The following is a 24,581-nucleotide window of genomic DNA, read 5'->3' as shown; positions in this document are numbered from 1 at the left end:
GCTTCTCACCTCATGGCTGAAGTCGATGAGGTATCTTCGCAATCTGAGCTAGTTTATTTTTGCTCATTTGGGAGACGGGTGGCTTATGCCCGTCTTTTTATTGTGCTGGTGTTAGGGAAAAAATTATTTGGAGGTGGCTAATTATTAGCAAGGATTTACGGATTAATGAAGAAATCCGGGCCCGGGAAGTGCGCCTGGTTGGAGAGGAAGGCGAGCAACTCGGGATTCTGTCAGGGCGTGATGCTCTGCAAATTGCTCACGAGAAATCTTTAGACTTGGTGGAAATTGCGCCGACAGCGAAACCTCCTGTGTGCAAGCTGATGGACTATGGCAAGTTCAAGTATGAACAGTCTAAAAAGGACAAAGAGGCTCGCAAAAAGCATAAAGTGACCGAGATCAAAGAGGTTAAACTGCGCCCTAATATTGAAGATCATGATTTCGAAACGAAAGCACGCAATGCCCAACGCTTTTTGAACGATGGAGACAAAGTTAAAGTTACGATTATGTTCCGGGGGCGGGAGATTACTCATCCGGACTTAGGAAAGAAATTATGCCTGCGTCTTGCTGAGTTTGTAAAAGTAGAGGCAAATATAGAGCGTGAACCCAAGCTTGAAGGCCGCAATATGATTATGATTCTGACTCCTGTTAAACATGACTAACTGAGAGGGGGATATCCCAACATGCCTAAAATGAAAACACATCGCGGTGCCGCCAAACGCTTCAAGAAGACCGGGACAGGAAAAATTGTGCGCTATCATGCCTTCACCAGTCATATTCTGGAGAAAAAGTCGCCCAAACGCAAGCGTAATCTGCGTAAATCCGGCGTTATGGCTAAATCCGATGCCAAACGGGTTGAGCGCTTGATTGCCTATCTTTAAGATTGAAGTTATGAACTAGAATCAGTAAATAAAAAGAAACAGTTATTAAGGAGGTCTTCGCTATGGCCCGAGTTAAAAGAGGGGTTACGAAGCATCAGCGCCATAAGAAAATATTAAAATTAGCCAAAGGTTACCGCGGTGCAAAAAGCAAGCTTTTCCGCCCGGCGAATGAACAAGTTCTTAAGTCTTTAGCCTATGCATATGTGCACCGTAAAGATAAAAAGGGAGATTTCCGCAAGCTGTGGATTGCCCGGATTAATGCCGGTGCCCGCTTGAATGGGATGTCCTATAGCCGCATGATCAACGGCCTCAAGAAAGCGGGAGTGGTTGTCAACCGCAAGATGTTAGCTGAGCTGGCCATCAATGATGCCGCTGCCTTTGCGCAATTGGTGAACACTGCCAAGGCTGCTGTTAATCAGTAAATAGTTAGGGAATAGGATGCTCAGGCATCCTTTTTCCATATCTGTATAGGGGTGAGTTTAGATGCTCACATCATTACACAACACCCTGGTTAAACACGTGGTTTCTTTGCAGCGACGCAAAGGTCGGGAGCAGGCTGGGGAGTTTATGATCGAGGGACGGCGCTTCCTGGAAGAAGCCTTGCGCAGGGGGGCTGCCATCACCCAGGTGTTCCTGGTGCCGGAGAGGAAGCAGCGGGAGTGGGAGCCTCTGTTAGCTGAGCTTGCACGCCGCCGGATTCCCGTGGAGGAAGTGGATGAGCGGGTCGTGCGCAAACTGAGCTTGACCGTGGAGCCCCAAGGGCTGTTGGCTGTGGTGAAACAGCCGCAGTATGGCTGGGCCGCTGTCAAACCGGGCCCGGATACGGTGCTTTTAATCCTAGACGGAATTCAGGACCCGGGCAACTTGGGGACGATTCTGCGCACAGCCCTGGCAGCAGGAGTACAGGATGTTTGTCTTACTAAAGGGACGGTCGATCTCTATAATGACAAGGTCTTGCGCAGTACGATGGGGGCGGTTTTTTCCCTAAAGATTCTTTGTAATCAAGAACCGAACGAGATTCTAAATTTCTGCCGGGCCAACTCGCTGCGTTTAGTCCTGGCTGATGTTGAAGGGACTCCTCCTTACAGCACCGGGCTGTTAAAGCCCCCTTTAGCTTTAGTGATCGGAAATGAGGGTAATGGCCCGCACGAGATATTCCGCTCCGCTGCCGCGGAGAGAGTGGCGATACCTATGTTCAACCAGGTGGAGTCCCTGAACGCTGCGGTTGCGACCGCGATTTTGCTCTATGAGACCGTGCGCCAGAGGGATTTCTTGTAAAAAGTAAATTAAGTGTGCTATAATCGGGATGAAACGGTTCAGAAAGTCCAAGCCGAGAAAGGTGGTTCTCCGATGTCACCTACTGATTGGTTGTGGAAAGTTTTCGAGGTAACCGGTTCCCCTGATGCCTATTTGCTTTACCGGCATTTTTTGAATGACCTAAGTGGGTTTGAGCAAGTGATTAATAAAACCCTGTAAAAATAGGCTAAAACGATGATCAGGTTAAAAGGAGAGCTTTCTTTCAGGGAGGGAATGGCCGGAGACTGGAAGCCAGCCCAGAAAGTATCCTCCTCGCTGTGCGAGGTTAAAGTTCGCCTGAGAGTGGCTTATTGATAATGTAGATAAGCCCGGATGCTCTGCCGTTAACGGAGGGAAAGCGTGGCTTTGTGCCGAATCAGGGTGGTACCGCGGGTAAGATCTCGTCCCTTTGGGGATGGGATTTTTTTTAATATGTTTAAGAAAAACAGCTTATGTCTGGGAAGGGTGAGTCGATTTGAAAGAGGAAGTTAGCCGGATTGAGGGACAAGCTCTGGCTGAACTAGCGAAAGCAGGGTCTCTTGAGGAGTTACAGGATATAAAAGTGCGGGTGTTGGGAAAAAAGGGAAGCCTGACGGCCATGCTCAAACAGATGGGGACTCTGAGCCCGGAGGAACGCCCAGCTTGGGGACAGGTTGTCAATGAAACGCGCGATCGTCTGGAACAAGCCTGGGCTGAGGCTGCACAAAGCCTGGAAAAGAAAGCCTTGGCCCTACGCCTGGAGGCGGAACGGTTTGACATTTCCCTGCCGGGAACTATGCTTCCCCACGGGCACCAGCATCCTCTGACCAAAGTAATTGAGGAAATTGAAAATATTTTCCTCGGCATGGGTTTCCGGATTGCGGAAGGGCCGGAGATTGAGACGGATTATTATAACTTTGAAGCGCTCAATTTGCCGAAAGAACACCCTGCCCGGGAAATGCAAGATTCTTTCTATATTACGGAGGAGATCCTTTTGCGTACCCAGACTTCTCCGGTGCAGATTAGGGCGATGGAGAAGCTTTATCCCGAGCTGCCGATTAAGATCATTGCGCCGGGTAAAGTGTACCGCAAAGATGATGATGCGACCCACTCTCCCATGTTTCATCAGGTGGAGGGCTTGGTTATAGACAAGGGTATTCGCATGTCGGATCTGAAAGGAATTCTCCTTAATTTCTCACGCCGGATGTTCGGGCCTTCCCGGGAAATCAGGCTGAGGCCCAGCTTTTTTCCGTTTACGGAACCGAGTGCGGAAGTGGATGTTTCCTGTATGTTGTGCGGTGGCTCGGGCTGCCGCACTTGCAAAGGCACAGGCTGGATTGAAATCCTAGGCTCAGGCATGGTGCACCCACGGGTGTTGGAAATGGGCGGGTATGATCCTAAAGAGGTGACAGGCTTTGCTTTCGGCATGGGTGTGGAGCGGATTGCCATGCTCAAATACGGGATCGAAGATATGCGCCTGCTGTTTGATAATGATTTGCGCTTTTTACGGCAGTTTTAGGGGGTTGGCAAGATGAAAGTAAGTCGGGAATGGCTGCGGGAACTTGTAGATATAAAGCTTAACGGGGAAGAGCTGGCTGAAACCCTGACCCGGGGCGGGATTGAAGTCGGAAGTGTGGAGAGTTTAAGCGAAGGCTTTGACAACGTGGTGATCGGGCAAATCAAGGAGATGGAGATCCACCCGGACGCGGACAAGCTCTGGCTCTGCCGGGTAAACACGGGAGCAGCAGTCTTAACGCTGGTCACAGGGGCGCAGAACCTGTTAGTCGGAGATAAAGTGCCGGTTGCCTTGGCCGGAGCGGAGCTTCCGAACGGGACTGTGATTGGGGAGGCTAAATTCAGAGGAATAGTTTCCCAAGGGATGCTGTGCTCGGCTGAGGAACTTTTGCTTGATCAGGGCGTTGGCCTGGAACGCAGTGAAGGCGGGATTTTGATCTTGACGCCTGAAGCCCCGCTGGGGGAAAATTTGGCTGATTTCCTAGGGCTCAAAGACAGTGTCCTGGATTTGGAACTGTACCCGAACCGACCGGATTGTCTAGCGATGGTTAATGTGGCCCGTGAAGTTTCTTCCCTGACCGGAGCGCAAGTGAATTTGCCTAAGTGGGCGCAGGCGGAAAAGCTCGGGGATGAACTGGATCTGCCGCAGGCTCAGGATGTTAAGATTGTGATTGATGAGCCGGAATTGTGCTGGCGTTATGCCGGTCTTATCGTTGAGGATGTAAAAATTGAGCCCGCGCCCGAGTGGATGCAAAGACGGCTGAGGGCAGCAGGGGTGCGCCCAATTAACAATATTGTCGATATCACCAACTATTGCATGCTTGAATTGGGGCAGCCTTTGCACGCTTTTGACCGTGACAAGATTAACGGGGCTGTGCATGTGCGCCGGGCTTATTCTGGGGAAGTTCTCACTACTTTGGACAAGGTGGAGCGCAAACTGGAGACTGACATGCTCCTTATTGCAGATGAAAAATCCGGCCTGGGGCTGGCAGGGGTGATGGGAGGCCTCGATAGTGAGGTTACGCCTGCGACTAAACGGCTTTTAGTTGAAGCAGCCCACTTCGCGGGCGTGAGCATCCGGCGCACGAGCCGCCGTTTGGGACTCCGCTCAGAAGCTTCCAACAGGTTTGAAAAAGGGATTAACCCTTACGGAGTGCTGGCAACGCTTGGCCGCGTCAGTGAATTATTGCTGGAGACTGGAGCCGGACGCCCGGTCGGGTATGTGGATGAAGTGGGCTACCTTCCGCCTTTGCCGGAAGTATCAGTTTCTGTAAGCAGGACTGGGGATGTTTTGGGGACAGAAGTGACAGCCGCAGATGTTAAGGATGTCTTGGACAGGCTAAACTTCTTGTACACAGAAGTTCAGGACGGTTTCGCAGTCAAGATCCCGTCTTACCGTTCAGACATTCAGATAGAGGAAGATTTAATTGAAGAGGTAGCACGCCTTACCGGATATGAACGCATACCGACCACCCTGCCCGCAGGAGACTTGACTCAGGGAATGAGAACTCTCTCGCAGGAGATTCGGCTGCGTCTGCGCCAGGCCTTGATCAGGGTAGGGATGAACGAAGTCTTAACTTACTCCTTCACTCGGCCCGAGGCTGATCGCAAATGGGGTAAGGCCGAACAAGCAATTGTCCTGATGAACCCGCTTAGGGAAGAACTAAGTGTGATGCGCACCTCCCTCTCCCCCGGGCTTTTAGATGTAGCAGCACGTAATCTAAGTCGGCGCAATACCAATATTGCTATTTTTGAAATCGGCAATGTCTACCTGAGTGAGGAACAGACACTTACCCAACTGCCACAGGAACAGCTGCGCGTAGCCGGTTTAGCTGTGGGCAAGGGTGAGCGCCACTGGCTCAGCATTCCAGTGGACTATGACTTTTATTTTCTTAAAGGAGTGATTGAGGAAGTCGGCCGAGAATTCGGTTTGTCTTTTAACTACAAAGCACTTACGGAGGAAGACCTGCTTCATCCCGGACGCTCAGCGGAAGTTTATCTGGGAGATGAGAAGATAGGGTTTTTAGGGGAGCTTCATCCTCTCGTAGCCAAAGAGTGGGATTTGGAACGGGCGGTTGTGTTTGAACTGGAAGTTCAGCCTTTAATCGAGCAAGCTGGCACGACTGTGCTCGTAGGGGCTATCCCGCGCTTCCCGGCAGTGCAGAGGGATTTGGCCCTGATTGTCTCGCAAGAGACTCCGGCCGCCGCTGTCATGGCCAAAATCCGGAGCTTAGGCGGGGAACTCCTGCAGGAAGTAGAGATTTTTGACGTTTATACCGGTAAACCTGTGCCCGAAGACCGCAAGAGTCTCGCCTTTAGCCTGCGCTATCAGTCCCACGCCCGCACGCTCACCGATGAGGAAGTGAATGAACTAAATTCGCGTATTTTAGAGGGTATTCAGCAGGAATTCGCAGCAGAATGGCGAAAATAGTAGACTAATCAGTTAAGAAAAGGAAGCGGGGGTAAAGCGTGGCTCACGAAACGCAAAAGGTCGAGATTTTCGGGGAAAAGTATGTTGTGCGCGGGGAAGCAAGCTCTGAGCAAATTCAGGCAGTTGCCCGTGAGGTGGATAAAAGAATGTACCTGACTGCCCAGCGTTTCCCCCGTTTGCCCCACCACCAGGTCGCTGTCCTTACCGCCTTGAACTTGGCCGATGACCTGGCCAAGCTGCGTGAGGAACAGGAGACCTTGATGCAGCTTTTAGGAGAAAAAACTGAGTAGGCTTCACGCGAGGCACGTAAGAGACTTCATGCGAGCATCTGGGGTGACCAGGTGCTTTTTGATATGCCGGATTTTTCAGGGAAAGTTGGATACAGTAAACGAATAGAAGGAAGTGTGACAGAGAGTGGGGGAGAAGTATGCACCTAGTGATGTTTTTTGTAGACGGATTTGGTCTGGGAAGCGAAGAAGCTAATCCTATTGTTGCAGCCAATACTCCGGTAATTGATAGGCTTTTGGGAGGGCACCTGTTGTGGGGGGAGCGTGTTTTGTCCCATGAGCAAACGATCCTAAGGCCGCTCGCTGCTTCCTTAGGAGTTCCAGGTGTACCGCAGAGCGCCACCGGGCAGACTACACTATGGACGGGCGTGAACGCGGCCAAGGTTTTAGGGTATCACCTTAACGCCTACCCGAATGAGACTTTAGCAAAGATAATTGCGGAGAAAAGTATTTTTAAGCAACTGGCTGAGCGTGACCAGAAAGTAACTTTTGCCAATGCCTTTACTTCTGTAATAGATCAGCCGTTTTTCTTTAATGCCATTAATAAAAAAAGATATTCCGCTTCTACTTTGAGCGCTTTAGCGGGCGGGGTGCGCCTGCGCCGGACGCACGATCTGCTGGAAGGGAAGGCTGTTTTTCAGGATATGGTTAATGAGATTATGCGCGAACGGGGAGAGGATGTGCCCTTGTTTACCCCGTTTGAGGCCGGGCAGAACTTAGCCCGCGTCTGTCTTGAACATGATTTTACCTTGTATGAATATTTTCAGACGGATAAGAAAGGGCACAAACAGCTCTGGCCGGAGTGTGTGGAGATCGTTGAGAGAATCGACAGTTTCTTGGGGGGGTTCTTCTCTCTTGTGAACCAGGAAGAATTCGTTAAGGACGAAGAGGTAGCCTTGATCCTGACCAGCGATCATGGCAACATCGAAGATTTTCGGGTTAAGGGGCATACCCATAACCCTGTGCCCGCCTTGTGCTGGTCTAACCGACCCTTGAAGTGGCCGGAGTGGAATAGTATTGAAGAGGTTACTCCTGGGATTGTGGAGTTGTTTATCAAAGGAGAGACAGTGGATGGATTTAAGGCCGAAAACAATGGAACTGTTGGCCCCGGCGGGGAGTTTTGAAGCGTTTAAGGCTGCGGTCGAGAACGGGGCGGATGCTGTTTATTTAGGTGGACAGAGTTTCAATGCCCGCGCCAGCGCGGCCAATTTTGACTTAGACAGCCTGCGGGAAGCAGTGCGCTATGCTCATGAACGGGAAGTCAAGGTTTATGTTACGGTCAACATTCTCATTGCTGACCGGGAGTTCCCTGAATTTATAGATTACCTCTTCTCTCTGTATGAGCTTGGGGTTGATGCAGTCATCCTCCAAGATCCAGGGGTTGCGGCCTTCATGCAGAAGGTTTTGCCGGAACAGGAAAAACACGCGAGCACGCAAATGACCGTCAACACAAGCTGGGGGGTTAAACACCTCGAAGGCCTTGGATTTAAGCGGGTGGTGCTGGCGCGGGAAACCTCGGCGGCCGAGATGAAGGAGATCGCGGACAATACCCCGCTTGAGATCGAGGTCTTTGTGCACGGTGCTCTTTGTATCAGTTATTCCGGGCAATGCCTGATGTCCAGTTTCATCGGGGGACGCAGCGGGAATCGCGGCACCTGTGCCCAGCCGTGCCGTCTTACTTACCAACTGGTGGGGCCAAAGGGGCAGGATTATTTGGCGGGGGAGAATATCGGGGAGCACTTGCTAAGCCCGCGCGACCTCAAGCTGGTAGATTATCTGGCTAAGCTTCAAACCAGCGGGGTTGACTCCCTCAAACTTGAAGGCAGGATGAAAAGGCCGGAGTATGTGGCGACCGTAGTGCGCCTCTACTGCCAGGCCCTTAACAGGCTGGCGGAATTTCCCGGGGCCACGGGCCGCTTGGAATTGCTTGCTGACCAAGAAAAACGTGAGCTGTTACAGATTTTTAACCGGGATTTTACCCAGGCTTATTTTCTGGAACATCCCGGGGCCGAACTTATGAGCTATAAACGGCCCAACAACCGGGGTACCCGGCTCGGGCGCGTGCTCAAGACTGAAAGTGGGCGCCTGTTCCTGAAGCTTGAGGCCGGACTGCAAGTGGGAGACGGCATTGAGATCTGGACCGGGCGCGGGCGGGAAGGGCTTACGGTAGATCAGATTTGGGGTCCGCAAGAGAAAATGGAGCAGGCAGGGGCCGGAGAGACGGTGCAGGTTCCTTTTAGCGGTCAGGCCCGGCCCGGGGACAGGGTTTTTAAGACGCATGACTCAGTTCTGATGGAGAAAGCGAGACTCAGTTTTCAGGAGGGCAAGGAACAGCGTAAGCGGCCATTAAGGATGAAACTTAGCGGGAAAGCCGGGGAAAAACTCATGCTTGAAGCGAGCAGCGGTGAGCTTACTTTTGCGGTTTTCTCCGCTGCCCCAGCCCAAGCTGCCCTCAAACGACCGTTAAACCATGAGTATCTGATGCAACAACTGGGGCGGCTCGGAACGACTCCGTTCTGGCTCGAAGGACTAGAGCTTGATTTAGAAGGGGAGATCATGCTCCCGGTCAGCGAACTGAATGACATGCGGCGGCAAGCAGTGGAGGGGTTGCTTCAGGAACGTGAGCGCGAGCATCTTCCTGTTTCTGTGTACAGAGAAAGAGTTTCTTCGTGGCAGAAGGAGCAGAGGAAACTAAAGATAGAGCTTAAATCGCAGACAGAGACTCGTGCAAAGATATTGTTAAAGCCCGTAGTAGCTGTGGCCGTAAGTGATCCGGAAACGCTTAAGGCTGGGCTTAAGGGAGGTGCGCGCCGTATCATACTCGGGGGAGAGCAATGGCGCTCGCGTCGGGGCTTTAGTCTGGCTGAAATCCGTGAAGGGATGGAACAGTGCCACCGTGCGGGAGCAAGTGCTGTTTGGAGAATGCCGCGGATTCTTAACCAGGAGCAGAGTCGGCTTTGGCTTAAGCGGCTTGAGGAAGCATCTGCCTGGCCTAAGAGGCCTACGGTTATGGTAAGTAACCTGGGCCAACTTGAGCTGCTGCGTTTGCTTGATCCTGCCTGGCCGTTTGAAGTGGATTACTCTCTTAATGTCTTTAATGAGGCCAGCCTTTATCATTTCTTTAAGCAGGGCGCAGGGATGATTGCTCTGTCTCCGGAATTGCATCATGAGCAAATCCGTCCCCTGGCTCACTGGCCTAAGGTGGAAGTACTGGCTTTTGGAGATCTGGAATTGATGGTCAGCGAATACTGTCCGGTAGGGGCGACCCGTGGGGGTAAAAAGGGAGAAAGCTGCGCCCGCCCCTGTGTTCAAGATTCTCATTACCTGCGGGACCGTCTGAAATACGATTTTCCGCTGGAGACTGACCAGGAGTGCCGGATGCACCTTTTTAATGTAAAAAGGTTGAACTTGTATCAGGAGCTTGAGCAATTAGCAGGTATGGGAGTCGCTTCCGTCAGGCTGCAATTGGTGAGAGAGAACCCGCAAGAGGTTTTGGAGGTGGTTAAGCTGTTTACTGTCGCCTGGGAGACGATTGCTGCGGGCAGGAAGCTTGGCGCAGCCGAAATCGCACAAGGAATGGCTACCCTGGAGGGGATGTTTCCGGATGGCTTTACGAAAGGGCATTTCTTTAGAGGGGTGCTTTAGACGGGTGTAAGAACAACTTTAGTACAAGGATTAGGAAAGAGGATTATTGTATCTATGAGTATTCAAGAAAGGGTACTGCAAAAGCTGGATTTCCCGAAGATCAAGGAGCGCTTAGCTGAGTTCTGCCGGTTGCCGCGTTCCCGGGAATTGGCGCTGGCACTCCGCCCGTATACCGAAATTGAACGGGTCCGGTTGCTCCTGCAAGAGACTGACGAAGGGAAGGAGCTATTGCGCCTGAACCCCCTTTTTTCGGTGGGGGGGGCCAAAGAAGTACGCCCTTACTTAGAAAGATGCCTGCGCGGGGGAGCGCTCTCACCTGAAGAACTGCTCCAGGTCAGGGATACACTGCGTTCCGGGAGACAGGTGCGTAATTTTTTCAATGAGGAAAAAGGAGATTTCCTCCGCTTGCGCGAAGTTGCGGGGCGAATTGTCCCTGACAGGGTAGTGGAAGACGGAATCTCGGTTGCAATTACTGAAGATGCAGCAGTATCTGACAATGCATCACTCGAACTGGCTCAACTGCGCAAAGCTAAGCTGCGGGTACAACAGCGGATCAGGGACAGCCTAGAAGGGATTTTGCGCAACTCTGCCCAGCAAAAGATGCTACAAGATCTGCTGATCACCCAGCGCGGGGACCGCTATGTCGTTCCGGTAAAGCAAGAATACCGCGGAGCGTTTCCGGGGATTGTGCACGATCAGTCAGCCAGCGGAGCAACTTTGTTTATTGAGCCGTTGGCGGTGGTTAACCTCGGTAATGAATTACGGGAAGTTATACTTAAGGAACAGCGGGAAGTAGAGCGGATCTTGAACATGCTATCCCGTCTGATCGAAGGGAAAGCTGAGCAAATCGCGGATCTCCATGAAGCGCTGGCCAGATTGGACTTTATTCTGGTCAAAGGCCATTTAAGTGCTCAGATGAACGGAGGCAGCCCTAAACCGGCAGAGGGCCAGGTGGTCAAACTAACTGAGGCTAGACATCCCCTGCTGAGCGGGAAGGTTGTGCCCCTGTCTCTGGAACTTGGAACAGAATTCTCTACTCTCGTAATCACCGGTCCGAATACCGGAGGGAAAACTGTTGCGCTTAAAACGATCGGGCTCCTGTGTGCGATGGCGCAGGCGGGGCTTCATATTCCGGCTGAGAGTGAGTCGGCCCTGGGAGTCTTTACGCAGATTTTTGCGGATATCGGGGATGAGCAAAGTGTGGAGCAATCTTTAAGCACCTTTTCCGGGCACATGAAAAATATTGTAGAGATCGCAGCGACTGCGGATGGAAATTCCTTAATCCTTCTTGATGAGATAGGCGCAGGCACTGACCCCACGGAAGGGGCGGCTTTGGCGATGGCGATACTGGCAGAGCTGCATGAGCGAGGATCAAGGATTGTAGCGACCACGCATTATGGGGCTTTGAAAGCCTTTGCCTATGAGACCCCCGGAGTGGAAAACTCCTCGGTCGAATTTGATGTGGAAACTTTGCGCCCGACGTATCGTCTGTTGGTAGGGATTCCCGGGCGCAGCAATGCCTTGACGATTGCCGGGCGTTTAGGGCTTGGGGAAGGGATTCTAAGCCGTGCTAGGAAGTATTTTTCCGAGCGGGAGATCCAGATGGAGGATCTACTGGAAAACTTGGAGGACACTCACCGTGAAATCGAAGCTGAAAAACACAAAGCAGAACTTGTGCGGGCAGCAGTAGAGGAAAAACATAAAGAAATTAGGCTTAAATCCTTGAAGTTGGATGATGAATACGAGAGGATTATTAATAAAGGCAAAGACGAGGCTGAAAATATCATCCGCCAGACCAGGCGTGAGGCCGAGGAACTGCTGGCTGAACTTAAAGAGGCTGTGAAGAAGGAGCACAAGCAGCAGCAGGATATTGAGCGAGCGCGCCAGGGTCTAAAAAGACTTGCGGGGAAAGTTGAAGAAAAGGGTCAAGGCCTCGTGAGTAATAGTTCAGGGTTGAGAGCGCAAGATATTAAGCTCGGGCAGACAGTGTATATGACAAAACTGAGGCAGAAAGGGCAAATACTCAAGCTTCCGAATGAGAGCGGAGAGGTGTTGGTGCAGGCGGGGGTGCTAAAAGTAAGTGTTTCCCTCGCCGATCTAAGACTGGCTGAGGATGAGAAGCCTGTAGTGCCTATGCGCTCGGGTGAAGGGCGCCTAGGGAGAGGCAAGATGGAAACGGTGCGCACCGAAATTGATCTCAGAGGGATGCAGATCGAGGAAGCAACTTATACTCTGGATAAATACCTCGATGATGCGGTTTTGTCCGGGATCAGCCAGATTTACGTGATTCATGGGAAAGGGACCGGGGCTCTTAGATCAGGCATGCAGGAGTTCTTGCGCGGGCATCCCCATGTGCGGTCTTTCCGCTTGGGCCAGCATGGGGAGGGCGATTTGGGAGTAACGGTGGTAGAATTAAAATAAGGGAATATAAAAAGGGGCACATACCCAAATTTACTTTGGGAGGTGCCCCTCTCGGTGAGTGGTGGACAACGCGTGATTAGTCCGTTAATTTAAGCTTAACACTGTTAGATGGCGGACCGACAGCCTGGGTTTTCGGGTCGATGACTGCCGCCCAGAATTTGTAGTCCCCCGGAATTATTCCGCTGCCATCACCGCCTATCGGAACGGAGATTTGGGACGACTTACCGCTGACACCGCCCGGGATGTAGGTCTCCAAGCTAGTTGCGCCCGGACGGAGAAGATAAATTACGACCGAGTATTTGTTGCTTCCCGGTGGAAAGGAGAGGTTGAGGGTGGCAATTGCCGTTGAAGGTTCATAAGCTAGACGGCCTACTTCCGGAGTTGGTAATTTATCATCCCCTTTAGGAGGGGAGATGCTGGGCTCTGTAGAAGCTGCCGGTGCTGACGGGGCATATTCGGTCGGCATCCGGTAAGGAGCCTCATCTGAAGGCCATGGCCAAGAAGGATCACGATCAGTTATATTTAAGAAAACTTTAGGTAACTTATGCTTGGTTGTGTCAGACGCCAGGTAAGAGGGATTGTCTTCGTCCACTTCTTTTTCAATCCAGATACCGCTCACTGTGGCAGGGAAGTCTCCCTGGGCAGCTATTTCGTTAATGATGAATGGGGACGGAGTCAGGCTGCTGGGCAGGAGACCGGATTTGGTGTCGATCGAACCGCTGACAATCCCACTTGGTTTGGAGAATGAAGCTTGTGGCTGCTCACCGGCGAGAGCCGCAGTCATGACGGCCTTCCAAATCTTTGCCGGGTAGCTGCCGCCGTAAACTTTGCGCAGGTAATGCTCCTTGTCTGTTTTGTCATACCCCATCCAGACCACAGCTGTGTATTTCGGGGTATACCCGGCAAACCAGGCATCGGGGTTGCCGGATCTATTGCCAAAATCCTCAGGAAGGGAAGTGGTACCGGTCTTGCCGGCAACTGCCCAGCCGCTTATCTGAGCACTGCGTCCGGTCCCTTCTTTAACGACCGTACTCAGCATGTCGTTAATTAGGTAAGCGGTTGTGTCTTTCATGACATTCTGCTTGGTGATTTTAGGTACGGCAACCGGGTTGCCTTGAGAATCGAGGATTTTCTCGACGGCATGGGTAGTTGTACTTACCCCATTGTTGGCATACACTCCATAAGCGGCTGCCATATCTAAAGTTGAGACCTCGGTGGTGCCAAGGGCAAGGCTTAGGTTATAGCGCTCGCTGTCTTTAAGGGGCAGTCCTAGTTTTTCTTTGCCGAACTTCCAGCCATACTCAACTCCAATCTGGTTCATGAGTTTGACGGCGTAGACGTTCACTGAGTTCCTTAAGGCTTCGCGCATGGTGATGAGCCCTTTCCAACCGGAGGTTTCCGTGTCAAAGTCTACCGGAGCCCAGACTTTGCCGTTGCCTGCACTATATTTTACAGGCATGTCATCAAGGACAGTCCCTGGGAAATATCCTCCTTTTTCCAGGGCGGGACCGTACACGACCAGAGGTTTAATTGTGGACCCGGGTTGCCTATTGGCCTGCCAGGCGCGGTTAAGCCCGCGAGGAGTATAATTGCGCCCGCCAACCATAGCCCGGATCGCGCCGTCCCCTTGTTCGATAACGGTCATGGCCCCTTCAATTGGTATTTTTGAATCAACCGACTGTGGAAAATTCCCTTGCTTGGCAAACTGAGCCTCAGCTTCGCTTTGAATTTTAGGGTTTACCGTTGTGTAAATGTGCAACCCGCCACTGAAAATTTGATCTTCGCTCAGATTATAGGTTGATCCTAACTCCTGAATTACATAGTCAACAAAGTAAGGGAATTTATAAGAGGTGCTGGCGACCGACGTTTCTTGATTACCGCTGCGGTCGGTATTTTTCATTTGCTCAACATAGGTGAAAGGTTCTTCTTTATATTTGGCATACTCTTCTTCGGAGATGATTTTAGAGTCTTTCATTAATCCCAGGACAATATTGCGGCGGTATTTGGCATTGTCCGGATTAATGTAAGGGTCATAGCCGCTGGGTGCTTGTGGCAGGCCGGCCAAAAGGGCCACTTCCGGTGGGGTAAGCTGATTTAGATCATCTTTGCCGAAATACGTTTTAGCTGCTGTGCGAATGCCAAATGAAGATTCGCCGAAGAAAATTTTGTTTAGATAGAATGTTAAGATCTGATCTTTCGTGTACTCGTGTTCCAGTTGGAGAGCTAAAGCAGCTTCCTGGATTTTGCGGGTAAAAGTTTTGGCTGTGGGGTCTTCGATAAAGGCATTGCGTGCCAGCTGAATCGTGATGGTGCTCGCGCCTTCTTTTTTGCTGCGGGATATGATATCATTGAAGGCCGCCCCGACAATTCTGATTGGATCCACTCCAAAATGCTGGTAAAAGCGCCTGTCTTCAACTGCTACGAAGGTATCTTTTACTAACTTGGGTATATCAGTAGATTCAGCCACGAGGCGGTTTTCATTTGCGTGCAGGGTAGCTATCTGCTGACCGTCCTTATCATAAACAATGGATGACTGTTTAAGATCAGTGATAGCACCCGGATCCCATTTGGGAGTTTTGGCAACGCTTTCACCAACAAAAATTAAAGCGCCAAGCATGGCTATGCCAAAAATGCCTATGGCAGTGAGCAGAAACAAACGCCATTTAGACAAGCGTCTTTTACCCTTTGTTCTCTGAGCTTTTGTTCGGGGTGACATATCTGTGCCTCCTGCCTCTTTTAAATTAAGGGGAATAACTCTCCTTGGATTATAGCATATTTTTGTATTTCAAGGTACGCATCTGCTGGAGTGCATGCGCTCAGGACAGGACACAAGCTGGTGTTCGATGTATTTGTACTTTTTTTTGTTCTTGCACTGTGTAGTAGTTTGTCTTTTATAGTTAGTATATTTTAGGCTGCTTGCCTTGCACTTTTGCCTTATAAAAGCTATAATAATATAAACTGTAAACTTTATACAATTAACGGTATGATTGAGAAGAAACTTGCGTTAAGGATTCAGAGAGTCGGTGGCTGGTGCAAACCGAACCCTAAAACCAAGGTATACACCTCAGGACTGGAGTTAATACCTCCCGAGGAAGCAACGTTACTGCTTGAAGAGATGGCTTTGTAGTATTTGGGTCTTTGTTATTACATGGCTAATGTGGGTGGTACCGCGGAAATTTTTCGTCCCTCAACTTAGTTGAGGGACTTTGTTGTTTAAGGGGTAGAAGTGGTTTCGGGTAAAAAGTGATTCGGGTAATTATTAAGGGAGGGAATCTTATGGATATCTTTAGCGATCTTAAGGAAAGAGGACTCATATACCAGCATACTGACGATGAAGCTTTACGTACAAGGCTGGCGGCAGGGCCAATTACTCTATACTGTGGTTTCGACCCCACTGCCGACAGTTTGCATATTGGAAGCCTGCTCCCTATTTTAGTACTCAGAAGGTTCCAACTGGCGGGGCATAAGCCCATAGCGTTAGTGGGCGGGGGTACGGGTCTAATAGGGGATCCCAGCGGCAAGGTATCAGAGCGCACTCTTAATCCCAAAGAAGTGGTGGAGGAGTGGTCTGAGAAAATCAAAGCGCAATTAGCACAGTTCTTAGAGTTTGACAGTGGGGATAATGCAGCTACCTTGGCGAACAATTATGAATGGCTCGGTTCGCTGAAGGTGATTGATTTTCTGCGCGATGTAGGTAGAAACTTCTCCATAGCGACGATGCTTGGCAAAGAGTCTGTGGAATCGCGTCTGAGCAAAGGGCTCTCTTTTACAGAATTCAGCTATATGATTCTACAGTCTTATGATTTTATGAAATTAAATGAAGTTTATTCGTGCGAACTCCAGGTCGGCGGTAGTGATCAATGGGGCAATATTACCGCAGGAATTGATTTAATTAGAAGGATGACTCAGAATGAAGACAAGACAGTACACGGCCTGACAATGCCGCTGGTCACTAAGAGTGACGGAACTAAGTTTGGCAAAACTGAATCCGGCACGATCTGGCTGGACGCTGCCAAGACGTCGCCCTATAAGTTATACCAGTTCTGGCTTAATACGGATGACCGTGATGTGATTAAATTTTTGAAATTCTTTACTTTCTTGCCCCTTGCTGAGATTAACGCTCTGGCTGAAGAAGTGGAGAACCAGCCTGAAAAGAGAAATGCCCAACGGATATTGGCTCAGGAAGTTACTAAGCTTGTACATGGAGAGGAAGCCTTACGCCGGGCGGAAAACATCAGTTATGCCCTCTTTACCGGCGGAGTGGAGAATCTTTCGGGCATTGAGATTGAGGAAGGATTAAGCGATGTCCCGTCTGCTACGATTGGAAATGATGAAATTTCTTTTGTCGATCTGTTGGTAGAAGTAGGCGTAGTATCCTCGAAGAGACAGGCCAGAGAGTCAATTGAGAGCGGAGCAATTTATGTTAATGGTCAAAGGTATACTGATTTGGCGTTAACTGTTAAGGGCTTTAAGCGGCTTGATGGCAAATATCTTGTGGTCCGTAGAGGTAAAAAGAACTATTACCTCGTGAAGTTTGCCAGATAGACGTCAATGCTGCAATTTACTCAAATTTTGATGCTTGATTTTTTGCTTGACTCACTATAGAAGTTCATGATATATTAAGTCACGTTATCGCAAGTGCCGGAAAAAACTGATGCTTAATAATAAAGTTTCAGCAGATTAGCAAAAAAGTATTGACAGCGATAAACCTGCATGATATTATGATTAAGCGTCACGACAAGCGATGCAAAAAAACGCTGGTAACAGCGGACGGAACAAAAAAGGTGTTGACATCAAAAAGGTGTTATGCTAATATAAGATTCCGTCAGTCGCCAATACGGCGATGTGAACCATGATCCTGATCTTTGAAAACTAAACAACAAGACGCCAATGTAACTCGTCAGTTTAGCTGAGCAATCAGCCGTAACTGAGAAATTGATTTTGAGCGATCAAAATCTCTTAAGAAGAATCGAACTTCTAAAGAAGTAAGTTGACAAGACAAACTTTTAAAGAAGTAAGATAAAACTTTTATGGAGAGTTTGATCCTGGCTCAGGACGAACGCTGGCGGCGTGCCTAACACATGCAAGTCGAACGGAGAATCTTAATAAGCTTGCTTAGAAAGATTTTTAGTGGCGGACGGGTGAGTAACGCGTGGGTAACCTACCCATAAGACCGGGACAACCCTTGGAAACGAGGGCTAATACCGGATAAGCTTAAGGCTCGGCATCGGGCTTTAAGGAAAGGTGGCCTCTGAACATGCTACCGTTTATGGATGGACCCGCGTCTGATTAGCTAGTTGGTGGGGTAAAGGCCTACCAAGGCAACGATCAGTAGCCGGCCTGAGAGGGTGAACGGCCACACTGGGACTGAGACACGGCCCAGACTCCTACGGGAGGCAGCAGTGGGGAATCTTCCGCAATGGACGAAAGTCTGACGGAGCAACGCCGCGTGTATGATGAAGGCCTTCGGGTTGTAAAGTACTGTCTTTGGGGACGAACGGTAGTTATGTAAATAATGTAGCTACATGACGGTACCCAAGGAGGAAGCCCCGGCTAACTACGTGCCAGCAGCCGCGGTAATACGTAGGGGGCAAGCGTTGTCCGGAATCATTGGGCGTAAAGGGCGCGTAGGCGGGTAATTAAGTCTGGTGTGAAAGGCAGAGGCTCAACCTCTGGATTGCACCGGAAACTGGTTATCTTGAGGACAGGAGAGGAAAGCGGAATTCCACGTGTAGCGGTGAAATGCGTAGATATGTGGAGGAACACCAGTGGCGAAGGCGGCTTTCTGGACTGTAACTGACGCTGAGGCGCGAAAGCGTGGGGAGCAAACAGGATTAGATACCCTGGTAGTCCACGCCGTAAACGATGAGTGCTAGGTGTAGAGGGTATCGACCCCTTCTGTGCCGCAGTTAACACAATAAGCACTCCGCCTGGGGAGTACGGCCGCAAGGTTGAAACTCAAAGGAATTGACGGGGGCCCGCACAAGCGGTGGAGCATGTGGTTTAATTCGACGCAACGCGAAGAACCTTACCAGGGCTTGACATCCACAGGATCCCGTGGAAACATGGGAGTGCCCGAAAGGGAACTGTGAGACAGGTGGTGCATGGTTGTCGTCAGCTCGTGTCGTGAGATGTTGGGTTAAGTCCCGCAACGAGCGCAACCCCTATCTTTAGTTGCTAACATGAAAGATGAGCACTCTAGAGAGACTGCCGGTGACAAACCGGAGGAAGGTGGGGATGACGTCAAATCATCATGCCCCTTATGTTCTGGGCTACACACGTGCTACAATGGCCGGTACAGACGGACGCGAAGCCGCGAGGTGAAGCAAATCCGAGAAAGCCGGTCTCAGTTCGGATTGTTCTCTGCAACTCGAGAGCATGAAGTCGGAATCGCTAGTAATCGCAGGTCAGCACACTGCGGTGAATACGTTCCCGGGCCTTGTACACACCGCCCGTCACACCACGAAAGTTTGCAACACCCGAAGCCGGTGAGCTAACTCGCAAGAGAGGCAGCCGTCGAAGGTGGGGTAGATGATTGGGGTGAAGTCGTAACAAGGTAGCCGTATCGGAAGGTGCGGCTGGATCACCTCCTTTCTAAGGAGACATGTTTAGCAAGCTATTGCTAAACTAATCCTATGGTCGAGACTCAAATCGAAGTTCTGCCCCTTAGTTTTCGGACTAAGGAAAGAAAACTGGATGAGAGTTTAATGAAGTTATAACAGACTTCAAGCCGGAAACGGCAAAACCATTGGCGGCGTGATTGCTTTGGCAATCTGCTTAAGTCTTGTTGTTTAGTTTTGAGGGACCAGGAAACAAATGTGGGGGTATAGCTCAGCTGGGAGAGCGCTTGAATGGCATTCAAGAGGTCAGCGGTTCGATCCCGCTTACCTCCACCAAAGTTAAGATTAGTGGTCAGAAGCCAGGTCAGAAATGGCAGGGCTTAAAAAACGGGCATAACCCGGTACTTTTATTTCTGGCCATAACAATCTAAAACCTGGAAACTCAAGCAAAAATTATGACGATAGTCTCCAGTGATGATAGTCTCCAGTGACGATAGTGTCCAGTGGACACTATCGCCGAAGGCGCCTGCTCTATAGAATCACTTATCGCCTGAGGATGACTATCACCGAAGCCGATAACTACTAAGTATAACCATACGGCTGAGGATGATTATCGCCGAAACCGCAAACTGTCAAAAAATACATTTGCGGTGAGGATTGCAACGTTAAAACAGAAATGTTAAACTAACAATCCAACATTGTGTTCTTTGAAAACTGCACAGAGAGATCTTTTTGTCAAAGGATTCATAAAAAAACGAACCTTAAAGTGTTGGCGAAAATAGGTCAAGCTAATAAGGGCGTACGGTGGATGCCTAGGCGCTAAGAGTCGAAGAAGGGCGCGGTCAACGGCGAAACGCCACGGGGAGTCGCAAGCAGGCTTTGATCCGTGGATACCCGAATGGGGCAACCCAGTTGGAGTCATATCCAGCTATCTCTAACTGAATACATAGGTTAGAGAGGACAACCCGGGGAACTGAAACATCTAAGTACCCGGAGGAAGAGAAAGAATAATCGATTCCCGTAGTAGCGGCGAGCGAAGAGGGAAGAGCCCAAACCGGATTCTTCGGAAGCCGGGGTTGTAGGACTTTCTATTAAGCAAGGAAATCTAATCGAAGCGGTCTGGAAAGGCCCAGCAGAGAAGGTAACACTCCTGTAGGTGAAAGATAGACTTGCTGTGAAAGTATCCTGAGTACCGCGGGACACGAGAAACCCCGTGGGAAGCAGGGAGGACCACCTCCCAAGGCTAAATACTCCTTAGCGACCGATAGTGAACCAGTACCGTGAGGGAAAGGTGAAAAGCACCCCGGGAGGGGAGTGAAAAAGAACCTGAAACCGTACGCTTACAAGCAGTCAGAGCTCTTAGGAGTGATGGCGTGCCTTTTGTAGAATGAACCGGCGAGTTACGGTATGTAGCGAGGTTAAGGCGAGAAGCCGGAGCCGAAGCGAAAGCGAGTCTGAATAGGGCGACGAGTTACATGCTGTAGACCCGAAACCGTGTGATCTACCCATGGCCAGGGTGAAGTCCGGGTAAAACCGGATGGAGGCCCGAACTCACTGTCGTTGAAAAGGCAGGGGATGAGCTGTGGGTAGGGGTGAAATGCCAATCGAACACGGAGATAGCTGGTTCTCCCCGAAATAGCTTTAGGGCTAGCCTCAATTGATGATTATTGGCGGTAGAGCACTGAATAGGCTAGGGGCCTTACCAGGTTACCGAACCTTATCAAACTCCGAATGCCAAATAATTTAGATTGGGAGTCAGACTGTGGGGGATAAGCTTCATAGTCGAGAGGGAAACAGCCCAGACCATCAGCTAAGGTCCCAAAGTATACGCTAAGTGGAAAAGGATGTGGAATTGCCCAGACAACCAGGATGTTGGCTTAGAAGCAGCCACCATTCAAAGAGTGCGTAATAGCTCACTGGTCGAGTGGTTCTGCGCCGAAAATGTAACGGGGCTCAAGCGTATCACCGAAGCTATGGCTTGCCACTTATAGTGGCAGGGGTAGGGGAGCATTCCAAGTGCAGCGAAGTTATTCTGTAAAGAATGGTGGAGCGCTTGGAAGAGAGAATGCCGGTATGAGTATGCGAAAAGGAGGGTGAGAATCCCTCCCGCCGAAAACCTAAGGATTCCTGGGGAAGGCTCGTCCGCCCAGGGTAAGTCGGGACCTAAGCCGAGGCGAAAAGCGTAGGTGATGGACAACTGGTTGAAATTCCAGTACCACTCTTAAGCGTTTGAGTGAAGGGGTGACACAGAAGGATAAGTTAAGCGTGCCGTTGGTTGAGCACGTCCAAGCCAGTAGGGAGTGAGGTAGGCAAATCCGCCTCGCTAAGTCCTGAGAGGTTAAGGGGAGCGAAATTAAGTAGCGAAGTAACTGACTCCAAGCTGTCAAGAAAAGCCTCTAGCGAGCGAGAGAGTGCCCGTACCGTAAACCGACACAGGTAGGTAAGGAGAGAATCCTAAGGCGCGCGAGAAAACCCTCGTTAAGGAACTCGGCAAAATGACCCCGTAACTTCGGGAGAAGGGGTGCTCCTAGGAATAGGAGTCGCAGAGAAGAGGTCCAGGCGACTGTTTAACAAAAACACAGGTCCCTGCAAATTCGAAAGAAGAAGTATAGGGGCTGACGCCTGCCCGGTGCTGGAAGGTTAAGAGGAGAGGTTAGCGCAAGCGAAGCTTTGAATTGAAGCCCCAGTAAACGGCGGCCGTAACTATAACGGTCCTAAGGTAGCGAAATTCCTTGTCAGGTAAGTTCTGACCCGCACGAAAGGCGTAACGATCTGGACACTGTCTCAACGAGGGACTCGGCGAAATTGTAATACCCGTGAAGATGCGGGTTACCTGCGACAGGACAGAAAGACCCCATGGAGCTTTACTGTAGCTTGACATTGGATTTTGGTAAGGAATGTACAGGATAGGTGGGAGACTAAGAAGCTAGGGCGCCAGCCTTGGTGGAGTCGCCGGTGGGATACCACTCTTTTCGTACTGAAGTTCTAACTTAGGCCCCTGAATCGGGGTTGAGGACAGTGTCAGGTGGGCAGTTTGACTGGGGCGGTCGCCTCCTAAAGAGTAACGGAGGCGCCCAAAGGTTCCCTCAGAATGGTTGGAAATCATTCGCAGAGTGTAAAGGCAGAAGGGAGCTTGACTGCGAGACTTACAAGTCGAGCAGGGACGAAAGTCGGGCTTAGTGATCCGGTGGTACCGAGTGGAAGGGCCATCGCTCAACGGATAAAAGCTACCCTGGGGATAACAGGCTTATCTCCCCCAAGAGTCCATATCGACGGGGAGGTTTGGCACCTCGATGTCGGCTCATCGCATCCTGGGGCTGTAGTAGGTCCCAAGGGTTGGGCTGTTCGCCCATTAAAGCGGTACGTGAGCTGGGTTCAGAACGTCGTGAGACAGTTCGGTCCCTATCCGTCGCAGGCGCAGGAAATTTGAGAGGATCTGTCCCTAGTACGAGAGGACCGGGATGGACGGATCACTGGTGTACCAGTTGTCTCGCCAGAGGCACCGCTGGGTAGCTATATCCGGATCGGATAAGCGCTGAAAGCATCTAAGCGCGAAACCGGCCTCAAGATGAGATTTCCCACAGCATAAGCTGGTAAGACCCCTGAATGATGATCAGGTTGATAGGCCAGATGTGGAAGCACGGTGACGTGTGGAGCTGACTGGTACTAATCGGTCGAGGGCTTGACCTAAAATTAAGCCACACAAGAGGTTAGGCTCACTTGGGCTCAAACTAAAGTGAGTAAATGATCCTAAGACAAAAAGATCTGTGCAGTTTAGAGAGAACAACTCTCAAACTAAATCTGGTGACAATGCCGGAGGGGTTCCACCCGTTCCCTTCTCGAACACGGAAGTTAAGACCTCCAGGGCCGATGATACTTGGATTGCAGAATCCTGGGAAAGTAGGTCGTTGCCAGGTACACGAAGAAGAGCATTTATCTATACGGATAAGTGCTCTCTTTGTGTTTATAGTAAGCAAATTAGAGACTACGAGAAAATCGTAGTCTCTAATAATTATGCATCAGGCGTGATTACGCCGAAGGCTTTCTCACTATCTATGGAAGGAGCTTGGTTTCCAGGCACTTTTCTTAGTGTCTGACTTATCCCAATTATTATTTCTACGGCTTCTGTCAGTTCTGCTGTATGGTTTAGTTTCAAAAGGCCTTCTTTTGGCAGTTTTCGTCCGAATGGGGGCAACATCGGTTAATTTTATATCGACTGTATCCGGTTCTTTCGTTAATAATTTTAGCGCTGCTGACACTAGGGTAACAGAGTCCGTTTCTTCCAATAAGTCTTTTGCCAGCCCCTTATACAAGTCAAGATCTTCTTCTGTAACGACCCGCAATATCTTTTCCATGGCTAAACGTTGCTGGCCTTCTACCGCCTCAATAATTGTTGGAACCGATTTGCGAATTATCTTACGTTGAGTAATCTTCTCAATTAGCCGTAAATGGTCCATTTCCCGGGGAGTTACTAGAGTAAGTGCTAAACCTGTTTTTCCTGCGCGACCCGTTCGTCCAATCCGGTGAACGTAGCTTTCCGGATCTTGTGGAATATCAAAGTTATAAACATGGGTTACCCCACTAATATCCAAGCCGCGGGCCGCGACATCGGTTGCAACAAGCACTTCAATGGTCCCGTCCTTGAATTGCCGCATGACACTATCTCTTTTACTCTGAGTTAAGTCTCCGTGGATTCCTTCTGCAGAATAACCGCGTTTTGTTAAAGCCTCAGAGAGTTCATCCACGCGCCGTTTAGTACGGCCAAACACAATGGCAAGTTCAGGTGACTGGATGTCCAGGAGGCGGCAAAGTACATCAAACTTCAGTTTTTCCTGTACTTCCATGTAGTGTTGCTCGATATTGGCTACCGTAATTTCTTTGGACTTAGTGCGGATTATCTCGGGATTTTTCATGAAACGCTGAGCTAGGTTCTGAATCTGCATGGGCATCGTCGCTGAGAAAAGTAAGGTCTGGCGTTCTTTGGGAACTTCTTGAAGTATAGTTTCAATATCTTCCACAAACCCCATGTTTAGCATCTCATCCGCTTCGTCTAAGATAACTATTTCAATTTCCTGAAGACGAATGGTATGCCTTCGCATATGATCCATTAAGCGTCCGGGAGTGGCCACAATAACATGGGGCCTTTTTTTTAATGCTTTGATTTGGCGCTCAATCTCTTGTCCGCCATAAATCGGCAGAGTTCGGATCCCTTTAAACTGTCCTAGCTTATTTAGTTCTTCAGCTACTTGAACCGCTAATTCGCGTGTAGGAGTTAACACTATTCCCTGGATATGCTCAGAATCTACCGCCAATCTTTCCAGAAGAGGTATGCCAAAGGCAGCGGTTTTCCCGGTTCCGGTCTGAGCTTGTCCGATTAAATCCCTTCCCTGCATTGCCAGGGGAATAGTCTCCTGTTGAATGGGAGTTGCTTCTTCAAAACCCATGGTTGATACGGAACGAATAATTTGCTCACTTAAACCTAAGTCACTAAATGTAGTCATTTATCTTTCTCCTTAATAATATGTTTGCTTTACTAAGAAAAAGGTTCCCCAATTGCATTGCGGTCTAA

The 24,581-nt window shown here is 50.0% G+C and carries 14 protein-coding genes, 1 tRNA gene and 3 rRNA genes; 16 read left to right on the top strand and 2 right to left on the bottom strand.

The window, feature by feature from the left end:
- Nucleotides 1-143: 143 nt before the first annotated feature.
- From infC to ACYQ2N_RS09675, 11 genes are all read left to right on the top strand, one after another.
- Complete coding sequence (gene infC / locus ACYQ2N_RS09725) at nucleotides 144-659, top strand: translation initiation factor IF-3 (RefSeq protein WP_460000505.1); 516 nt, start codon at nucleotides 144-146, stop codon at nucleotides 657-659.
- Between the two features lie 21 nt (nucleotides 660-680).
- Nucleotides 681-878: a 50S ribosomal protein L35 gene (gene rpmI, locus ACYQ2N_RS09720; RefSeq protein ID WP_459999054.1), complete on the top strand. Its 198-nt coding sequence runs from the start codon at nucleotides 681-683 to the stop codon at nucleotides 876-878.
- Between the two features lie 62 nt (nucleotides 879-940).
- Nucleotides 941-1,300, top strand: a complete 360-nt coding sequence (rplT, locus tag ACYQ2N_RS09715; RefSeq protein ID WP_459999053.1) for a 50S ribosomal protein L20 — start codon at nucleotides 941-943, stop codon at nucleotides 1,298-1,300.
- Nucleotides 1,301-1,361: 61 nt separating this feature from the next.
- On the top strand, nucleotides 1,362-2,156 hold the full coding sequence (locus ACYQ2N_RS09710; protein ID WP_459999052.1) for a TrmH family RNA methyltransferase: 795 nt from the start codon (nucleotides 1,362-1,364) through the stop codon (nucleotides 2,154-2,156).
- A gap of 72 nt (nucleotides 2,157-2,228) precedes the next feature.
- Nucleotides 2,229-2,354 (top strand): YqzL family protein, encoded by a 126-nt coding sequence (locus tag ACYQ2N_RS09705; RefSeq protein WP_459999051.1) that lies wholly within the window; start codon nucleotides 2,229-2,231, stop codon nucleotides 2,352-2,354.
- A 295-nt stretch (nucleotides 2,355-2,649) separates the two neighbouring features.
- Nucleotides 2,650-3,672, top strand: a complete 1,023-nt coding sequence (gene pheS / locus ACYQ2N_RS09700) for a phenylalanine--tRNA ligase subunit alpha (protein WP_459999050.1) — start codon at nucleotides 2,650-2,652, stop codon at nucleotides 3,670-3,672.
- A 12-nt stretch (nucleotides 3,673-3,684) separates the two neighbouring features.
- Complete coding sequence (pheT, locus tag ACYQ2N_RS09695; protein WP_459999049.1) at nucleotides 3,685-6,099, top strand: phenylalanine--tRNA ligase subunit beta; 2,415 nt, start codon at nucleotides 3,685-3,687, stop codon at nucleotides 6,097-6,099.
- A 38-nt stretch (nucleotides 6,100-6,137) separates the two neighbouring features.
- Entirely contained in the window at nucleotides 6,138-6,389 is a 252-nt protein-coding gene (locus tag ACYQ2N_RS09690; RefSeq protein WP_459999048.1) for a cell division protein ZapA, read from the top strand.
- A gap of 137 nt (nucleotides 6,390-6,526) precedes the next feature.
- Complete coding sequence (locus ACYQ2N_RS09685) at nucleotides 6,527-7,510, top strand: alkaline phosphatase family protein (RefSeq protein WP_459999047.1); 984 nt, start codon at nucleotides 6,527-6,529, stop codon at nucleotides 7,508-7,510.
- On the top strand, nucleotides 7,458-10,031 hold the full coding sequence (locus ACYQ2N_RS09680; RefSeq protein ID WP_459999046.1) for a U32 family peptidase: 2,574 nt from the start codon (nucleotides 7,458-7,460) through the stop codon (nucleotides 10,029-10,031). Before ACYQ2N_RS09685 ends, ACYQ2N_RS09680 begins: the two co-directional genes overlap by 53 nt.
- A gap of 54 nt (nucleotides 10,032-10,085) precedes the next feature.
- Nucleotides 10,086-12,452, top strand: a complete 2,367-nt coding sequence (locus tag ACYQ2N_RS09675; RefSeq protein WP_459999045.1) for an endonuclease MutS2 — start codon at nucleotides 10,086-10,088, stop codon at nucleotides 12,450-12,452.
- A gap of 76 nt (nucleotides 12,453-12,528) precedes the next feature.
- On the opposite strand, the gene ACYQ2N_RS09670 is transcribed toward ACYQ2N_RS09675, so the two are convergent.
- The gene (locus tag ACYQ2N_RS09670; protein WP_459999044.1) at nucleotides 12,529-15,168 is read right to left on the bottom strand and encodes a transglycosylase domain-containing protein; all 2,640 of its coding nucleotides are present in this window, start codon (nucleotides 15,166-15,168) and stop codon (nucleotides 12,529-12,531) included.
- A gap of 560 nt (nucleotides 15,169-15,728) precedes the next feature.
- Between ACYQ2N_RS09670 and tyrS the strand changes: the two genes are divergently transcribed.
- From tyrS to rrf, 5 genes are all read left to right on the top strand, one after another.
- Complete coding sequence (gene tyrS / locus ACYQ2N_RS09665) at nucleotides 15,729-16,997, top strand: tyrosine--tRNA ligase (protein WP_459999043.1); 1,269 nt, start codon at nucleotides 15,729-15,731, stop codon at nucleotides 16,995-16,997.
- Nucleotides 16,998-17,479: 482 nt separating this feature from the next.
- A 16S ribosomal RNA gene (locus tag ACYQ2N_RS09660) occupies nucleotides 17,480-19,046 on the top strand.
- A gap of 226 nt (nucleotides 19,047-19,272) precedes the next feature.
- Nucleotides 19,273-19,348 (top strand) — tRNA-Ala (locus ACYQ2N_RS09655).
- 445 nt (nucleotides 19,349-19,793) lie between these two features.
- Nucleotides 19,794-22,702 (top strand): 23S ribosomal RNA (locus tag ACYQ2N_RS09650).
- A 110-nt stretch (nucleotides 22,703-22,812) separates the two neighbouring features.
- Nucleotides 22,813-22,929 (top strand): 5S ribosomal RNA (rrf, locus tag ACYQ2N_RS09645).
- The 16S, 23S and 5S rRNA genes sit together here with 1 tRNA gene alongside, the layout of an rRNA operon.
- Before the next feature lie 132 nt (nucleotides 22,930-23,061).
- Here rrf and cshA read toward each other — a convergent pair.
- Nucleotides 23,062-24,513, bottom strand: coding sequence for a degradosome RNA helicase CshA (gene cshA / locus ACYQ2N_RS09640; protein WP_459999042.1), 1,452 nt, complete (start codon nucleotides 24,511-24,513; stop codon nucleotides 23,062-23,064).
- Nucleotides 24,514-24,581 lie beyond the last annotated feature (68 nt).

This window comes from Paradesulfitobacterium aromaticivorans (genome assembly GCF_054657415.1).
This window is presented reverse-complemented; position numbering and strand designations above follow the sequence as displayed.